Genomic DNA, 15628 nt, shown 5'->3' with positions numbered 1-15628 from the left:
GCTTTCACTTGCAGCTTGCAGCTCACAACTTGAAGCTGCCCGGAGGGCCCCCTATGAGCTATGTGATCGACCGACGACTGAACGGCAAGAACAAGAGCACGGTGAACCGTCAGCGATTTTTGCGGCGCTATCGTGACCACATCAAGAAGGCTGTCGAAGAGGCGGTCAGCCGGCGCTCCATTACCGACATGGAGCATGGTGAACAAATCAGCATTCCCGGTCGTGATATCGACGAGCCGGTGCTTCACCACGGCCGTGGCGGCAAGCAAACGGTCGTTCACCCCGGCAACAAGGAGTTCACCAGTGGCGAGCACATTGCCCGCCCCCAAGGCGGTGGCGGAGGGAGAGGCCCGGGCAAGGCCGGCAATTCTGGTGAAGGGATGGACGAATTCGTCTTCCAGATCACTCAGGAAGAATTTCTCGAATTCATGTTCGAGGACCTGGAGTTGCCCAATCTGGTCAAACGTAACCTGACCGGTACCGATACATTCAAGACCGTGCGCGCAGGCATCAGCAACGAAGGTAACCCGTCGCGCATCAACATCATCCGAACCTTGCGCTCGGCCCATGCGCGGCGGATCGCTCTGTCTGGCAGCAGTCGCGCAAAACTGCGTGAAGCCAAGGAAGAATTACTGCGGCTCAAACGTGAGGAACCTGATAATTTCGGGGACATCCAGGAAATCGAGGCTGAAATCGAAAAACTCAGTGCGCGTATTCATCGCGTGCCGTTTCTCGACACTTTCGACCTCAAGTACAACCTGCTGATCAAACAGCCTAATCCAAGCTCAAAAGCGGTGATGTTCTGCCTGATGGACGTTTCCGGTTCCATGACTCAGGCGACCAAAGACATCGCCAAGCGCTTTTTCATCCTCTTGTACCTGTTCCTCAAGCGTAACTACGACAAGATTGATGTCGTCTTCATTCGCCACCACACCAGCGCGCGCGAAGTAGACGAGGAAGAGTTTTTCTATTCCCGTGAAACCGGCGGCACCATCGTTTCCAGCGCCCTGAAACTGATGCAGGAGATCATGGCCGAGCGTTACCCGAGTAACGAGTGGAACATCTACGCTGCGCAAGCGTCGGACGGCGACAACTGGAACGATGACTCGCCTATTTGCCGCGACATCCTGATCAACCAGATCATGCCGTTTGTGCAGTACTACACTTACGTCGAGATCACCCCGCGTGAACACCAAGCGCTGTGGTTCGAATATGAACGCATCGCCGATGCCTTCTCCGACACTTTTGCCCAGCAACAACTGGTCTCGGCCGGGGATATCTACCCGGTCTTCCGTGAACTCTTCCAGCGCAGGTTAGTGACATGACCGCCAAAGAGCAGAAGCGCCAACCTATCTCCACCGGCTCCGAGTGGACGTTCGAGCTGATCCAGGCCTACGACCGCGAAATCAGTCGTATCGCCGCTCGCTACGCGCTCGATACCTATCCGAACCAGATCGAAGTGATCACTGCCGAGCAAATGATGGATGCCTATGCTTCCGTCGGCATGCCGCTGGGCTACCACCATTGGTCCTATGGCAAACATTTCCTCAGTACCGAGAAATCCTACAGCCGGGGGCAGATGGGCCTGGCTTACGAGATCGTGATCAACTCGGATCCGTGCATTGCGTACCTGATGGAAGAAAATACTATCTGCATGCAGGCGCTGGTGGTGGCTCATGCCTGCTATGGGCATAACAGCTTTTTCAAGGGCAACTACCTTTTCCGCACCTGGACCGATGCCAGTTCAATCATTGATTACTTGGTGTTTGCCAAGCAGTACATCATGCAGTGCGAAGAGCGCCACGGCATCGACGCGGTCGAGGACCTGCTCGACTCGTGCCATGCGCTGATGAACTACGGCGTTGACCGCTACAAACGCCCTTATCCTATTTCGGCAGAAGAAGAGCGCCGCCGGCAGAAAGACCGCGAAGAACATCTGCAAAAACAGATCAACGACCTGTGGCGCACGATTCCCAAGGGGGCAGACAAGTACAGCGACAAGGACAATGCGCGCTTCCCCGCAGAGCCTCAAGAAAACATCCTTTATTTCATCGAAAAACACGCGCCGCTGCTGGAGCCCTGGCAGCGCGAAATAGTGCGGATCGTGCGCAAGATCGCACAGTATTTCTACCCGCAGCGTCAGACTCAGGTGATGAACGAGGGCTGGGCGACGTTCTGGCATTACACGCTCATGAACGACCTCTACGACGAAGGCCTGGTCACTGATGGCTTTATGATGGAGTTCCTCACCTCTCATACCAGCGTGGTTTACCAGCCAGGTTTTGACAGTCCCTATTACAGCGGCATTAATCCGTACACCCTGGGCTTCGCCATTTACCGCGACATTCGACGCATGTGCGAGCACCCTACCGAGGAAGACCGCCGGTGGTTCCCGGAACTGGCCGGCAGCGATTGGCTGTCGAGCATCAAGTTCGCCATGAGCAGCTTCAAGGACGAGAGCTTTATCCTGCAGTACCTGTCACCACAGGTGATTCGCGACCTTAAACTGTTCAGCATTCTCGACGATGATCAGAAGGATGATCTGCTGGTACCGGCCATTCATGACGAAGAGGGGTATCGCACTATTCGTGAAACCCTGGCTGCTCAGTACAACCTGGGTAATCGTGAACCCAACGTGCAGATTTACAGCATCGACCGACGCGGCGACCGTTCGTTGACCCTGCGTCACCAGCAACATGACCGCAAACCACTGGGCGACTCTACCGATGAGGTGCTCAAACACCTGCACCGCCTGTGGGGCTTCGATATTCATCTGGAAACCTTGCAAGGCGATCAGGTCATGAAAACCCAGCATGTGCCGCCGCGAAGCGAACATGAGGGCGATTACGGCCGGTTGGACCTGGCCGTCATCCACCTTTGAGCCTGTTTTGGCCTCCGCAAGTTCGACGCAACGGTTATTCTGTCGAGCTAACGGAGGTTTTTTATGCAGATTTATAAAGTCGGTGGAGCGGTCCGTGATCGCCTGCTGGGCAAACCCGTCACCGACATCGACTGGGTTGTGGTGGGCGCCACTGCCGAAGAAATGCTCGCCAAGGGCTATCGTCCGGTGGGCGCTGACTTTCCGGTTTTTCTCCATCCCAAGAGCGGTGAGGAATACGCCCTCGCCCGCACGGAACGCAAAAGCGGTCGTGGTTACGGCGGTTTTACCTTTTACGCAAGTCCTGAAGTGACGCTCGAAGAAGACCTGATTCGTCGTGACCTGACAATCAATGCGATGGCTGAAGACGATCAGCAGAATATCACTGACCCCTACCATGGCCAGCGAGATCTAGAAGCACGCCTGTTGCGTCACGTATCACCTGCGTTCGCCGAAGATCCCTTGCGGGTTCTGCGCGTTGCTCGCTTCGCCGCCCGTTACGCCGCGCTGGGTTTCACTGTCGCACCTCAAACCATTGAGTTGATGCGACAGCTGAGTGAATCGGGTGAATTGCAATCGCTGACCGCAGAACGCAGCTGGAAGGAAATTTCCCGCGCTCTGCTGGAAGATCAGCCGCAGGTTTTTATCGAGGTGTTGCGCAGTTGCGGCGCGCTGAAAGTATTGATGCCTGAAATCGAGGCATTATTCGGTGTTCCCCAGCCTGAAGTTCATCACCCGGAAATCGACACCGGCGTGCACACTCTAAGCGTGCTGGAGCAATCGGCATTGCACAAACAGCCACTGACCGTACGCTGGGCATGCCTGCTGCATGATTTGGGGAAAGGCCTGACGCCGGAAGCGCAATGGCCGCGGCACATCGCCCATGAGCACAAAGGCTTGAAGTTGATCAAAGCAGTCAATGAACGCTTCAAGGCGCCCAAAGATTGCCAGGAGCTGGCACTGTTGGTTGGGCAATACCACACGCATGGTCATCGTGCGCTGGAGCTCAAACCCTCTACTTTGCTGGAGTTGCTGCAGAACTTTGATGTTTACCGTCGACCGCAGCGGTTTGAGGAATTTATTGCTGCTTGCGAGATGGACGCACGCGGACGTAAAGGGCTGGAACAGCGCAGTTATCCGCAGGCGGATTATCTGCGCGGCGCAGCAACTGCGTCGCGCAGTGTTGCCGTGCAACCATTGCTGGAGAAGGGCTTCAAAGGGCCGGAGCTGGGCGAAGCGATCAAGCGCGAGCGGCTCCGGGCGCTGACGGCTTACAAAGAGGCGACGACTGCCTGAAAGGCCTGGCGGGTAGTCGGACTGCCGAACCGCTCGCTCCCGCAATTCGCACGATTGCCCCTTGGAGCGAGCCTTGCTTCGGGTGGCGATCCAACGAAGGCATTGTTTCCCTCACAACAAATTCGAGGGTGTCAACTGCTGACCGCGCCATTCAAATGCAACCGGCGCCAGCACCTGATCAATCTGCGCCTCGCTCCACAACATCGCAAAAGTTTTGCCGACGCCCGGATGCACCCTGTCCGGCGCAATCAGCGACAACGGCCACAGTACAAAGGCATTCTTCAGAATCTCGGCGCGCGGCAGCACCAATCCATCAAAATTGCCAACCAGGTCACCAAACAGCAACACATCGATATCGAGCGGCAAACCCTTGCGGTCGGGCGCGTATCGACCATTATCCGCCTCGATAAACTTCAGCCGGCGATCCAGTTCAACCAGTGGCAGATCAGTGTAAGCCGACACCACAAAATTGATGAAGGGACCGCTCTTGATCCCCACTGGCTGACTCTCGAACACCGCCGAGCAGCGGATATCCACCAGAAAACCTGCCAGCGCTTCAAGGCCGGCCTGCAAGTGGATTTCACGCTCGATATTGCTACCGAGCCCGAGGTAGACCTGAGTCAGCGACATCCGCGCTCGATCTCCACGCCGACCCCACCGGTTGCTGCCGGAACAGCGCCTGGCTTGGTCAGTTTCAAACGCATCCAGGTGATATGGAATTCGCTCATCAGCACTTCAACCAAACGCTCGGCAAACGTTTCCACCAACTGGAATTGCGCCTGTTCGGCAAACGCCTGGATGCGCGAGGAAACACTCGCGTAATCGAGCGCCAATGTCAGGTCATCTCCGGCAGCCGCCGGGCGATTATCCCAGGCGAAACTCAGATCAAGACGCAAGCACTGTCGGATGCCTCGCTCCCAGTCATAGGCACCGATCACGGTGTCGACTTCCAGGCCCTCGATAAACACTCTGTCCAAGCACTTTTCTCCGCTGCACGACAAGGGCGCATCGCGCCGTTAGAATCAGGGCGTCCCCGCCCGGAATAGTTAGCATGTTTTGGTTACTGGCGACTCTCGCCTACCTGCTCGGCTCGCTGTCCTTTGCCATTTTGCTCAGCCGCCTGACCGGAAATCCCGATCCGCGAATGGGTGGCTCGGGTAACGCCGGCGCCACCAATATGTTACGCCTGGCGGGCAGAAAACTCGCTGTTCTAACCCTGCTCGGCGATCTCTGCAAGGGGTTGGTGCCGGTTCTTATCGCAGACGTTGCCGGCCTTTCACTGCAAAATCAGGCCTGGATTGGCGTTTTCGCCGTAATCGGTCATCTGTTCCCGCTGTACTTTCGCTTTCGTGGAGGCAAGGGTGTAGCCACCGCTGCCGGCGTGTTGCTGGGCTTGTATCCGCCCGCTGCACTGTTGGCTGTCTGTGCCTGGCTGCTGACGTTCTACCTGACCCGAACCAGCTCCCTCGCTGCGCTGATTGCCACACCGCTGATCCTGCCCCTGCTGGCTTGGCAGGAGCCAGCCGCCCTGCTGCCGATGTGCGCACTGACAGGGCTGATCGTCTGGCGTCATCGCGGCAATCTACGCGACCTGTTTGCCGGGCGCGAACGGCATTTTTAATACCGGACATTAGCGCCACTCTACAGCGCCGACAATTGCTCCATTGGCCAGCGTGCCTGCACGCTGATTGCGAGGCTTTCGTGCTGCCCGGCTTGCAGACGCTGGCAGCCGGCAAAGGCGATCATCGCACCATTATCAGTACAGAACTCCGGACGGGCATAAAACACATCGCCGCGCAGGTCACCGAGCATTTTTTCCAGGGAAGTGCGCAGTGCCCTGTTGGCACTGACGCCGCCAGCGATCACCAGACGCTTCATGCCAGCCTGCTTCAGGGCTCGCTTGCACTTGATGGTCAAAGTCTCTACCACGGCCTGTTGAAACGCCAGCGAGATGTCGCAACGGGCTTGCTCACTGTCGTCCCCGGCGCTCACGCATTGATGCCAGGTGTTCAAAGCGAAGGTTTTCAAGCCGCTGAAGCTGAAAGCCAAGCCAGGGCGATCGCACATCGGACGCGGGAACACGAAACGCCCTTCAACGCCCTGCGCCGCCAAACGGGCAATTTCCGGCCCGCCGGGATAATTGAGTCCCATCATCTTCGCGGTCTTGTCGAACGCTTCACCGGCCGCATCGTCGAGGGTTTCCCCTAAAAGCGTGTATTGGCCGATGCCGTCGACTTGAACCAGTTGCGTATGACCGCCCGAGACCAACAAAGCGACGAACGGGAATTCAGGTGGCTGCGACTCCAGCATCGGGGCCAGCAGATGGCCTTCCATGTGATGCACGCCGAGCGCCGGAATGCCCCAGGCGAAGGCCAGCGCCTGCGCGCAGGAGGCACCAACAAGCAGCGCGCCTACAAGCCCCGGACCCGCCGTGTAGGCAATGGCATCAATCTCGGTAGCAACGCAGCCAGCTTCGGCGAGCACCTGACGAATCAGGGGCAACATGCGTTTGACGTGATCGCGCGAAGCCAGCTCCGGCACTACCCCGCCATAGGCGCGATGCAGGTCGATCTGGCTGAACAGCGCGTCGGCCAGCAAGCCGCGCTCACTGTCGTACAATGCGACACCGGTTTCGTCGCAGGAAGTTTCTAAGCCCAGTACTAGCATGGGTTTGCGCCCTGTTTAGGCTGAATTCGAAGGCGCGCATAATAGTCGCCACGGGATGCGCCGACTAGCGGTTTTCGATCAGAGGCTTTGCATTCCGGTCAATGAGGGGTTAACATCCGCAACCCTTAAAAACCGACGTCTTCAAGTGCTCTTTTGCCGCGAGGATGTTGACCCCGGTAATGAATGAAGGTAGCTCTGGATGCCAGCCGTCAAAGTAAAAGAGAACGAACCCTTCGACGTAGCTCTGCGTCGTTTCAAGCGCTCCTGCGAAAAAGCCGGTGTACTGGCTGAAGTTCGTAGCCGCGAATTTTATGAGAAGCCAACTTCTGAGCGTAAGCGCAAAGCAGCAGCCGCTGTTAAGCGTCACGCCAAGAAAGTTCAGCGCGAACAGCGCCGCGCCGTTCGTCTGTACTAATACACAGCCGATCGTAGCAAGCTTCTGCCAAGCCCGGCCCTCAGCCGGGCTAATGGCATTTGCGGACAACGCTTGATGCTTCACCGTCAAAGCCGCGCACGCGACCGAGACATACTGTTTTACAGCGTCAGACCTGGCTCTTTTGCCAGCGGTGCACGTCTTTTCTGACGAGCCTTCCAAGGCTACTGACGAGCACACCCACTGATTCCTCTTACGACGATCAGCCCAAGGCACCTTGCTTGCGTGCCCGCTTATGAGCTATCCGAGGCCAGCGACTGCCGCAGCGGATTCGGCGACACACTTTCAAATAGTCGAAGACTGATAGGTATTATCGTCAGTGGATTTCGGCAGATACACTTCCCGACAGCGATAACGCAGACGACACTGGTCGAGCCGCATTTTTTGCGCGCCTATAAAACCGCCCCGTGTTCGGCCGCCATTCGTTACGGGTCCTGACAGCGCAGATGACGAGAACGCCATGGCCGGGCTAATTCCCCAGAGCTTCATTGACGACCTTCTGAACCGCACCGACATCGTCGATGTGGTCAGCTCGCGCCTGCAACTGAAAAAAGCCGGCAAGAACTACACTGCCTGCTGCCCGTTTCACAAAGAGAAGACCCCCTCCTTCAGCGTCAGCCCGGACAAGCAGTTCTATTATTGCTTTGGCTGCGGCGCCGGCGGAAATGCCCTCGGTTTCATGATGGACCACGACAACCTGGACTTCATCCAGGCTGTTGAAGAACTGGCCAAAGCCGCCGGCATGGAAATTCCCCGCGAAGAGAGCGGCCGTCCGCATAAACCGCGGCAGCCGACCGATTCACCGCTTTACCCGTTACTCACCGCTGCTGCCGAATTTTATCGGCAAGCGCTGAAATCTCATCCTTCGCGAAAAGCGGCGGTGGATTACCTGAAAGGCCGCGGGCTGACCGGCGAGATTGCTCGCGACTTCGGCCTCGGCTTCGCCCCGCCCGGCTGGGACAACCTGTTCAAGCATCTGAGCAGCGACACCCTGCAACAAAAAGCCATGGTCGATGCCGGTCTGCTGATCGAAAACGCCGAAACCGGCAAACGATACGACCGCTTTCGTGATCGCGTGATGTTCCCGATCCGCGACAGCCGCGGGCGCATCATCGCGTTTGGCGGCAGGGTTCTGGGTGACGACAAACCGAAATACCTGAACTCGCCGGAAACACCGGTATTTCATAAAGGCCAGGAACTCTATGGCCTTTATGAAGCGCGCAAGAACAACCGCAATCTCGACGAAATAATCGTCGTCGAAGGCTACATGGATGTGATCGCTCTCGCCCAGCAAGGCTTGCGCAATGCTGTCGCTACATTGGGCACAGCCACCAGCGAAGAGCATTTGAAGCGTTTGTTTCGCGTCGTGCCCAACGTGCTGTTTTGCTTTGATGGCGATCAGGCCGGGCGGAACGCTGCGTGGCGGGCGCTGGAGGCGACGTTGCCCTGCCTGCAGGACGGGCGACGGGCGCGGTTTCTGTTTCTGCCCGAAGGCGAAGACCCGGATACCCTGGTCCGCTCCGAGGGCACCGACGCCTTCCGCGCCCGAATCAACCAGCACGCGCAGCCGTTGGCAGATTATTTCTTCCAGCAGCTGACCGAAGAATCGGACCCGCGCTCGCTAGAGGGCAAGGCCCACATGGCCACCCTTGCTGCGCCATTGATCGACAAGGTCCCGGGTGCAAACCTGCGGATCCTGATGCGCCAGCGCCTCACGGAAATCACCGGACTGAGCGGCGAAGCCGTTAGCCAACTGGTGCAGAGCGCGCCGCAAGACGCCCCGCCCGCCTACGATCCGGGCATCGATTACGACGCCATGCCGGATTACAGCGACTACCATCAGCCGCAGGCGCAGGACATGTACGCGCCGCAGCAGGAATGGACGCCGAAAAAACCCGGTGCCGGCGGCAAGAAATGGGACAAGAAACCCTGGGATAAAAGCGGCAAACGCGGCGGTGATCGCGATCAGCCCCGTGCACCCCGTACACCGATAGCCGTGGAAGCCCCGACGCTGATCGCGTTGCGCACCCTTATTCATCATCCCGATCTGGCAGGCAGGGTAGAAACCGCCAACCATTTCGCTAATGAAAGCAATACCTACGCTCAGTTACTGGTGGCCCTGATCGAGGCCGTGCAAAAAAATCCTAAGCTAAACTCAATTCAGCTGATGGCCCGTTGGCACGGGACCGAACAGGGGCGTTTGCTCAGGGCATTGGCAGAAAAGGAATGGCTGATTGATGGCGACAACCTTGAACAACAGTTTTTAGACACCATTACTAGGTTATCCGCGGCTCAACACACGGACAGTCTGGAAGCACTTATCAGAAAAGCCAGGCAGCCTGGATTGACTGCAGAGGAAGCAAATCAGATCGCAAATCAGATGCGCGACCTATTAAAACGCAATATGGCTGTATCAAACCCGACCTCAACTGGCGCGTGAGGTCATAGCTCAGGTATAATCCTCGGCTTGTTTTTTGCCCGCCAAGACCTTCAGTGGATAGGGTGTTATGTCCGGAAAAGCGCAACAGCAGTCTCGTATCAAAGAGTTGATCACACTTGGTCGTGAGCAGGGTTACCTGACTTACGCGGAGGTCAACGACCACCTGCCGGAGGATATTTCAGATCCGGAACAGGTGGAAGACATCATCCGCATGATCAACGACATGGGGATCAACGTATTCGAGGTTGCGCCAGATAAGGATTCCCTTATGCTGGCCGACGCCGATACCGACGAAGCCGCGGCCGAAGAGGCAGCAGCAGCGTTGGCAGCGGTCGAGACCGACATTGGTCGCACCACCGACCCGGTGCGCATGTATATGCGTGAAATGGGTACGGTAGAGCTCCTCACACGTGAAGGCGAAATTGAAATCGCCAAGCGTATTGAAGAGGGCATCCGCGAAGTGATGGGCGCAATTGCGCACTTCCCTGGCACGGTTGACCATATTCTCTCCGAATACACTCGAGTCACCACCGAAGGTGGCCGCCTGTCCGACGTCCTGAGCGGTTATATCGACCCGGACGATGGCATTGCGCCGCCTGCTGCAGAAGTGCCACCGCCCGTCGACCCGAAAGCCGTGAAAGCGGATGACGACACCGACGACGATGAAGCTGATGGCGACGAAGAAGACGAAGTCGAAAGCGGACCCGATCCCGTCATCGCGGCACAGCGTTTTGGCGCTGTCTCCGACCAGATGGAAATCACCCGCAAGGCGCTGAAAAAGCACGGTCGTGGCAACAAGCTGGCAATCGCCGAGCTGGTGCTTCTGGCTGAGCTGTTCATGCCGATCAAGCTGGTACCGAAGCAATTCGAAGGCCTGGTCGAGCGTGTTCGCAGTGCCCTGGATCGTCTGCGTCAGCAAGAGCGCGCGATCATGCAACTTTGTGTTCGTGATGCCCGCATGCCACGTGCCGATTTCCTGCGCCAGTTCCCGGGCAACGAAGTCGACACTACGTGGACCGATGCGCTGGCCAAAGGCAAAAGCAAATACGCTGAAGCCATTGGTCGCCTGCAGCCGGACATCATTCGCTGCCAGCAGAAGCTGACCGCGCTTGAAACCGAAACCGGTTTGACGATCGCCGAAATCAAGGACATCAACCGTCGTATGTCGATCGGTGAGGCCAAGGCCCGCCGCGCGAAGAAAGAGATGGTTGAAGCGAACTTGCGTCTGGTGATCTCGATCGCGAAGAAGTACACCAACCGTGGTTTGCAGTTCCTCGATCTGATCCAGGAAGGCAACATCGGTCTGATGAAAGCGGTAGACAAGTTTGAATACCGCCGCGGCTACAAATTCTCGACTTATGCCACCTGGTGGATCCGTCAGGCGATCACTCGCTCGATCGCCGACCAGGCCCGCACCATCCGTATTCCGGTGCACATGATCGAGACGATCAACAAGCTCAACCGTATTTCCCGGCAGATGTTGCAGGAAATGGGTCGCGAACCGACCCCGGAAGAGCTGGGCGAACGCATGGAAATGCCTGAGGACAAAATCCGCAAGGTATTGAAGATCGCTAAAGAGCCGATCTCCATGGAAACCCCGATCGGTGATGACGAAGACTCCCATCTGGGTGACTTCATTGAAGACTCGACCATGCAGTCGCCAATCGATGTCGCCACTGTTGAGAGCCTTAAAGAAGCGACTCGCGAAGTACTGTCCGGCCTCACTGCCCGTGAAGCCAAGGTACTGCGCATGCGTTTCGGGATCGACATGAATACCGACCACACCCTTGAGGAGGTTGGTAAGCAGTTCGACGTCACCCGTGAACGGATTCGTCAGATCGAAGCCAAGGCGTTGCGCAAGCTGCGCCACCCGACGAGAAGCGAGCATCTGCGCTCCTTCCTCGACGAGTGATCACAAAACCCCCGGCCCAGGCCGGGGGTTTTGCTTTTTGCAGATTAATTCCCTCCCGCTCCGCCCCCCGCCCGATTGCCCGACTACACTCGAACCATTCCCCATGCCGTAACGAGACCGTTATGCCCAGAGTGCCGACCGTGCTTTTTTTGCTGTCGATGATGACCTGGACCGCAACGGCTAACGCACTGACCCTGACGGACGAAGAACGTCGCTGGCTGGCAGCTCACCCGGATTTACGACTGGGTATTGACGCATCCTGGCCACCTTTCGAATTTCGCGATGAACAGGGTCTTTACCAGGGCCTTGCGGCGGATTACATCAATCAGATTCGTCAACGCCTGGCCATCAAGCTCACACCGATTGAGCCGGTTAGCTGGACGGTCGTGCTGCAACAAGCCAAAGAAGGCAGGATCGACCTGTTGCCCGGCATCATGTCGACCCCCGAACGCCAGAGCTTCCTGTCATTTACCCGGCCCTATCTGGATTTCCCGATCGTCATCCTCGCCCATGTCGGCGGCCCACAGCCACGTAAACTGGAAGAGCTATACGGCCTCAAAATTGCTGTCGTGAACAATTACGCGCCCCACGAATTGCTGCGCACGCATCACCCCGATTTGAACCTGGTAGCCATGCCCAACGTCAGCTCGGCTTTGCAGGCACTGGCCACTGACGAAGTGGACGCGGTGGTTGGCGATCTCGCTTCAAGTGTCTGGAGCCTGCGTCAGCTAAAGCTTGACGGCTTGTATGTCAGTGGCGAAACACCCTATCGCTATCAACTGGCGATGGCTGTGCCTCAGGAGAATAAGATACTGGTCGGCATTCTGGACAAAGTACTGGCCGACATGACACCCGCAGAAATCAGCACCATTCAGGAACACTGGATAGGCAACGTCCTTGACCACCGAACGTTCTGGTCAGACTTGCTGGTCTACGGAGTACCCGGGCTGCTCATACTGATCACGATGCTGGCTGTGGTTATTCGCATCAACCGTCGGTTGAGTTCGGAAATCGCCCGGCGCGTGGATCTGGAGCAGGAGCTTCGCAGCAGCGAATATCACTATCGCGGTTTGGTGGAGAGTCTTTCTGCGATTGCCTGGGAGGCGCGGATCACCGACTTCACCTACAGCTATGTCTCGCCCCATGCTGAAGAATTGCTCGGTTACCCGCTGTCTCACTGGCTCATTCCCGGCTTCTGGCGCAACATCATTCACCCTGCTGACCTCACTCGTGCGCAGAGTTTCTGTGATTGCGAAGTGCTGGCCGGTCGCGACCACTCTCTCGATTATCGCGTGATCACGGCGGACGGCCGTTGCCTGTGGGTGCGTGACATCGTCAGCTTGATCGAGCATGGGCATGAGCCGGTGATGCGCGGGCTGATGATCGACATCAGCGAAGCCAAACGCACGGAAGAGGCACTGCGGCTATCCGAGCAGAAATTTGCTTCGGTCTTCCAGCAGTGCCCGGACATTCTGGTGATTGCGCGGCTCAGCGACGGTTGCCTGATGGAAGTCAACAAAGCGTTTGAAGAGCAGGTCGGTCTCAGTGCTGAGGAAGTCATTGGTCAAACCGCCACGGATCTCAATATATGGGGCGTACCCGGAGTCGGGCCGGGCCTGCTTCAGCGCTTGCAGGCCGGCAGCATTCGCAACCTGGAGATGCCTTTTCGCCGCAACAATGGCCAGTTGTTCACCGGTCTGATTTCAGCCGAAACGTTCGATCTCGACACAACGCCTGCGCTGGTCGTGGTGGTGCGAGACATCAGCCAGCTCAAGGAAACCCAGCAGCAACTGCAAACCTCCGAGGAAAAATTCGCCAAGGCTTTTCACGCCTCGCCCGATGGTTTGCTGCTGTCACGACAGAGTGACGGTTTGCTGCTGGAAGTGAACGAAGGTTTCAGCCGCCTCACCGGGTTCAACAGCGCCATGTCGGTGGATCGCTCAACGCTGGAACTGGGGATCTGGGTCAACCTCAACGAACGCAAGCAGATGTTAGACCTGCTGCATCGGGACGGCTTCGTTCGCGACTTCAGCTGCCACATTCGCCGCAGTGACGGGCAGATTCGTCTCTGCGAGGTATCCAGCCGGCCGCTGCCGATTGGCGACGACAACTGCATGCTGACCATCGCACGGGACATCACCGAGCGGCACCTGATGCAGGAAAAACTGCAACAAGCCGCGACCGTGTTCGAGAGTACCGCTGAGGGTGTTTTGATCACCGACACTCAACAGCACATTAGCGCGGTCAACCGTGCATTCACCGAGATCACCGGTTACAGCGAAAGCGAAGCGCTTGGGCACACGCCCCGCCTGCTCGCTTCAGGCTTACATGACAGCGCTTTCTACGCAGCCATGTGGCACCAACTGACCGCCGAAGGCCATTGGCAGGGGGAAATCTCCAACCGCCGCAAGAACGGCGAACTCTACCCGAGCTGGCTGACCATCAGTGCGGTGCGCAATCGCGACAAATTCATTACCCATTTTGTCGCGGTGTTTGCGGATATTTCCAGCCTCAAGCATGCCCAGGCCAAACTCGATTACCAGGCGCATCACGACCCGCTGACGGGGCTGCCAAACCGCACCCTGTTCGAGAGCCGACTGCAGACCGCACTGAATCATCAGCAGGAAAACGGCGGACAGGGCGCGGTGCTGTTCCTTGACCTGGATCGCTTCAAACACATCAACGATAGCCTCGGCCATCCGGTCGGCGATCTGCTGCTCAAAGGCATCGCGGTGCGCCTGAAGGAGCAATTGCGCGATATTGATACGGTTGCGCGGTTGGGCGGCGATGAATTCATCATTCTCCTGCCCGGCTTGCAGCAACCCAGCGATGCTGATCACATCGCGACCAAATTGCTCAATTGCTTCTGCGCCCCCTTCCAGGCCGGCGAGCACGAGTTTTTCATCAGCGCCAGCATCGGCACCAGCCTGTATCCCAAGGACGGCTGCGATGTCGCCACGCTGGTCAAGAACGCCGACGCGGCGATGTATCGCTCCAAAGCCAAAGGCCGCAACCGTGTCGAAAGCTACACGCGCGATCTCACGGCCCAGGCCAGCGAACGCGTGGCGCTGGAACATGAACTGCGACGGGCCATCGAGCGCAATGAATTATTGCTGCACTATCAGCCGAAGATAAGCCTGATCGACCATCGGCTGGTGGGTGCGGAGGCCTTGGTCCGCTGGCGACATCCGACTTTCGGCGACGTACCGCCCGAGCACTTCATCCATCTGGCCGAAGAAAACGGCATGATTCTGCAGATCGGCGACTGGGTTCTCGAGACCGCATGCCGACAGATGTGCGAATGGAATTTACGCTACGAAAGCCTCGGACCGCTGTCGGTCAACCTCGCTGGCGCGCAGTTACGTCAGCCAAACCTGTTGGGGCGAATCGAACAACTGCTCAAGGACAACGGCCTTCAACCTGATTTGTTGCAACTGGAAATTACGGAAAACTTCATCATGAGCCAGGCCGAGGAAGCGCTGGCGGTGCTGCATCAGCTCAAACACTTGGGCGTGCAGTTGGCCATCGACGACTTCGGCACAGGGTATTCGTCCCTGAGTTACCTCAAACGCCTGCCGTTGGACATCCTCAAGATAGATCAGTCTTTCGTCCGCGGATTACCGGACGATCCCCACGATGCAGCGATCGTCCGCGCGATTATCGCGTTGGGCCGAAGCATGCAATTCACCGTGATCGCCGAGGGCGTCGAAACCCAGGCGCAGCAACAATTCCTCGCCGCACAGGGCTGTGAACAGATTCAAGGCTACATCGTCAGCGTGCCCTTACCCGCCGAAGAATTCGCAGCAACGTTTCTTCGTACAAAGGTAATGGATTTTTCGGATAGCACAGCCGAGAAACCATCGCTATAATCCGCGGCCTACTGAGGGCCTATAGCTCAGTTGGTTAGAGCAGAGGACTCATAATCCTTTGGTCCACGGTTCGAGTCCGTGTGGGCCCACCAAACAAGAAAGCCGCGCTATAGGCGCGGCTTTTTCGTGTCTG

At 57.4% G+C, this 15628-nt stretch carries 11 protein-coding genes and 1 tRNA gene; 9 read left to right on the top strand and 3 right to left on the bottom strand.

Features of this window, described 5'->3' with window-relative positions; genetic code table 11:
- Nucleotides 1-53: 53 nt before the first annotated feature.
- The 3 genes from F8N12_RS04375 to F8N12_RS04365 all read left to right on the top strand — a co-directional run bounded on the left by F8N12_RS04375 (nucleotide 54) and on the right by F8N12_RS04365 (nucleotide 4174).
- On the top strand, nucleotides 54-1325 hold the full coding sequence (locus F8N12_RS04375; RefSeq protein ID WP_150579342.1) for a YeaH/YhbH family protein: 1272 nt from the start codon (nucleotides 54-56) through the stop codon (nucleotides 1323-1325).
- Nucleotides 1322-2881, top strand: a complete 1560-nt coding sequence (locus F8N12_RS04370; protein WP_150579341.1) for a SpoVR family protein — start codon at nucleotides 1322-1324, stop codon at nucleotides 2879-2881. The genes F8N12_RS04375 and F8N12_RS04370 overlap by 4 nt, the downstream gene beginning before the upstream one ends.
- 63 nt (nucleotides 2882-2944) lie before the next feature.
- A complete protein-coding gene (locus F8N12_RS04365; RefSeq protein ID WP_150579340.1) occupies nucleotides 2945-4174 on the top strand; it encodes a multifunctional CCA addition/repair protein in 1230 nt (409 codons plus the stop codon).
- 111 nt (nucleotides 4175-4285) lie between these two features.
- Here F8N12_RS04365 and folK read toward each other — a convergent pair whose 3' ends face one another.
- Together folK and folB are read right to left on the bottom strand one after the other, a co-directional pair.
- On the bottom strand, nucleotides 4286-4804 hold the full coding sequence (gene folK, locus F8N12_RS04360) for a 2-amino-4-hydroxy-6-hydroxymethyldihydropteridine diphosphokinase (protein ID WP_150579339.1): 519 nt from the start codon (nucleotides 4802-4804) through the stop codon (nucleotides 4286-4288).
- Nucleotides 4795-5151 (bottom strand): dihydroneopterin aldolase, encoded by a 357-nt coding sequence (folB, locus tag F8N12_RS04355; RefSeq protein WP_028621514.1) that lies wholly within the window; start codon nucleotides 5149-5151, stop codon nucleotides 4795-4797. The genes folK and folB overlap by 10 nt, the downstream gene beginning before the upstream one ends.
- Nucleotides 5152-5225: 74 nt before the next feature.
- On the opposite strand from folB, the gene plsY reads away from it, so the two are divergent.
- Entirely contained in the window at nucleotides 5226-5795 is a 570-nt protein-coding gene (plsY, locus tag F8N12_RS04350) for a glycerol-3-phosphate 1-O-acyltransferase PlsY (RefSeq protein ID WP_150579338.1), read from the top strand.
- A gap of 20 nt (nucleotides 5796-5815) precedes the next feature.
- Here the strand turns inward: plsY and tsaD are convergent, their stop codons facing one another.
- On the bottom strand, nucleotides 5816-6841 hold the full coding sequence (gene tsaD, locus F8N12_RS04345; protein ID WP_150579337.1) for a tRNA (adenosine(37)-N6)-threonylcarbamoyltransferase complex transferase subunit TsaD: 1026 nt from the start codon (nucleotides 6839-6841) through the stop codon (nucleotides 5816-5818).
- Nucleotides 6842-7040: 199 nt separating this feature from the next.
- On the opposite strand from tsaD, the gene rpsU reads away from it, so the two are divergent.
- From rpsU to F8N12_RS04320, 5 genes are all read left to right on the top strand, one after another.
- The gene (rpsU, locus tag F8N12_RS04340; RefSeq protein ID WP_002551877.1) at nucleotides 7041-7256 is read left to right on the top strand and encodes a 30S ribosomal protein S21; all 216 of its coding nucleotides are present in this window, start codon (nucleotides 7041-7043) and stop codon (nucleotides 7254-7256) included.
- Nucleotides 7257-7734: 478 nt separating this feature from the next.
- The gene (dnaG, locus tag F8N12_RS04335) at nucleotides 7735-9714 is read left to right on the top strand and encodes a DNA primase (RefSeq protein WP_150579336.1); all 1980 of its coding nucleotides are present in this window, start codon (nucleotides 7735-7737) and stop codon (nucleotides 9712-9714) included.
- A 67-nt stretch (nucleotides 9715-9781) separates the two neighbouring features.
- Complete coding sequence (rpoD, locus tag F8N12_RS04330; RefSeq protein WP_150579335.1) at nucleotides 9782-11626, top strand: RNA polymerase sigma factor RpoD; 1845 nt, start codon at nucleotides 9782-9784, stop codon at nucleotides 11624-11626.
- A gap of 122 nt (nucleotides 11627-11748) precedes the next feature.
- On the top strand, nucleotides 11749-15495 hold the full coding sequence (locus F8N12_RS04325) for an EAL domain-containing protein (RefSeq protein ID WP_150579334.1): 3747 nt from the start codon (nucleotides 11749-11751) through the stop codon (nucleotides 15493-15495).
- Between the two features lie 15 nt (nucleotides 15496-15510).
- A tRNA-Ile gene (locus F8N12_RS04320) sits at nucleotides 15511-15587 on the top strand.
- The last annotated feature ends 41 nt before the right edge of the window (nucleotides 15588-15628 follow it).

Origin of the sequence: Pseudomonas fluorescens (genome assembly GCF_902497625.1) — a bacterium.
GTDB classification, from domain to species: domain Bacteria; phylum Pseudomonadota; class Gammaproteobacteria; order Pseudomonadales; family Pseudomonadaceae; genus Aquipseudomonas; species Aquipseudomonas fluorescens_BQ.
This window is presented reverse-complemented; position numbering and strand designations above follow the sequence as displayed.

What these genes read in the sequence shown, in the direction of transcription:
- F8N12_RS04375 (WP_150579342.1), top strand. Translation starts at nt 54, where the DNA reads ATGAGCTATGTGATCGACCGACGACTGAACGGCAAGAACAAGAGCACG.
- F8N12_RS04370 (WP_150579341.1), top strand. Translation starts at nt 1,322, where the DNA reads ATGACCGCCAAAGAGCAGAAGCGCCAACCTATCTCCACCGGCTCCGAG.
- F8N12_RS04365 (WP_150579340.1), top strand. Translation starts at nt 2,945, where the DNA reads ATGCAGATTTATAAAGTCGGTGGAGCGGTCCGTGATCGCCTGCTGGGC.
- folK (WP_150579339.1), bottom strand. Translation starts at nt 4,804, where the DNA reads ATGTCGCTGACTCAGGTCTACCTCGGGCTCGGTAGCAATATCGAGCGT.
- plsY (WP_150579338.1), top strand. Translation starts at nt 5,226, where the DNA reads ATGTTTTGGTTACTGGCGACTCTCGCCTACCTGCTCGGCTCGCTGTCC.
- tsaD (WP_150579337.1), bottom strand. Translation starts at nt 6,841, where the DNA reads ATGCTAGTACTGGGCTTAGAAACTTCCTGCGACGAAACCGGTGTCGCA.
- rpsU (WP_002551877.1), top strand. Translation starts at nt 7,041, where the DNA reads ATGCCAGCCGTCAAAGTAAAAGAGAACGAACCCTTCGACGTAGCTCTG.
- dnaG (WP_150579336.1), top strand. Translation starts at nt 7,735, where the DNA reads ATGGCCGGGCTAATTCCCCAGAGCTTCATTGACGACCTTCTGAACCGC.
- rpoD (WP_150579335.1), top strand. Translation starts at nt 9,782, where the DNA reads ATGTCCGGAAAAGCGCAACAGCAGTCTCGTATCAAAGAGTTGATCACA.
- F8N12_RS04325 (WP_150579334.1), top strand. Translation starts at nt 11,749, where the DNA reads ATGCCCAGAGTGCCGACCGTGCTTTTTTTGCTGTCGATGATGACCTGG.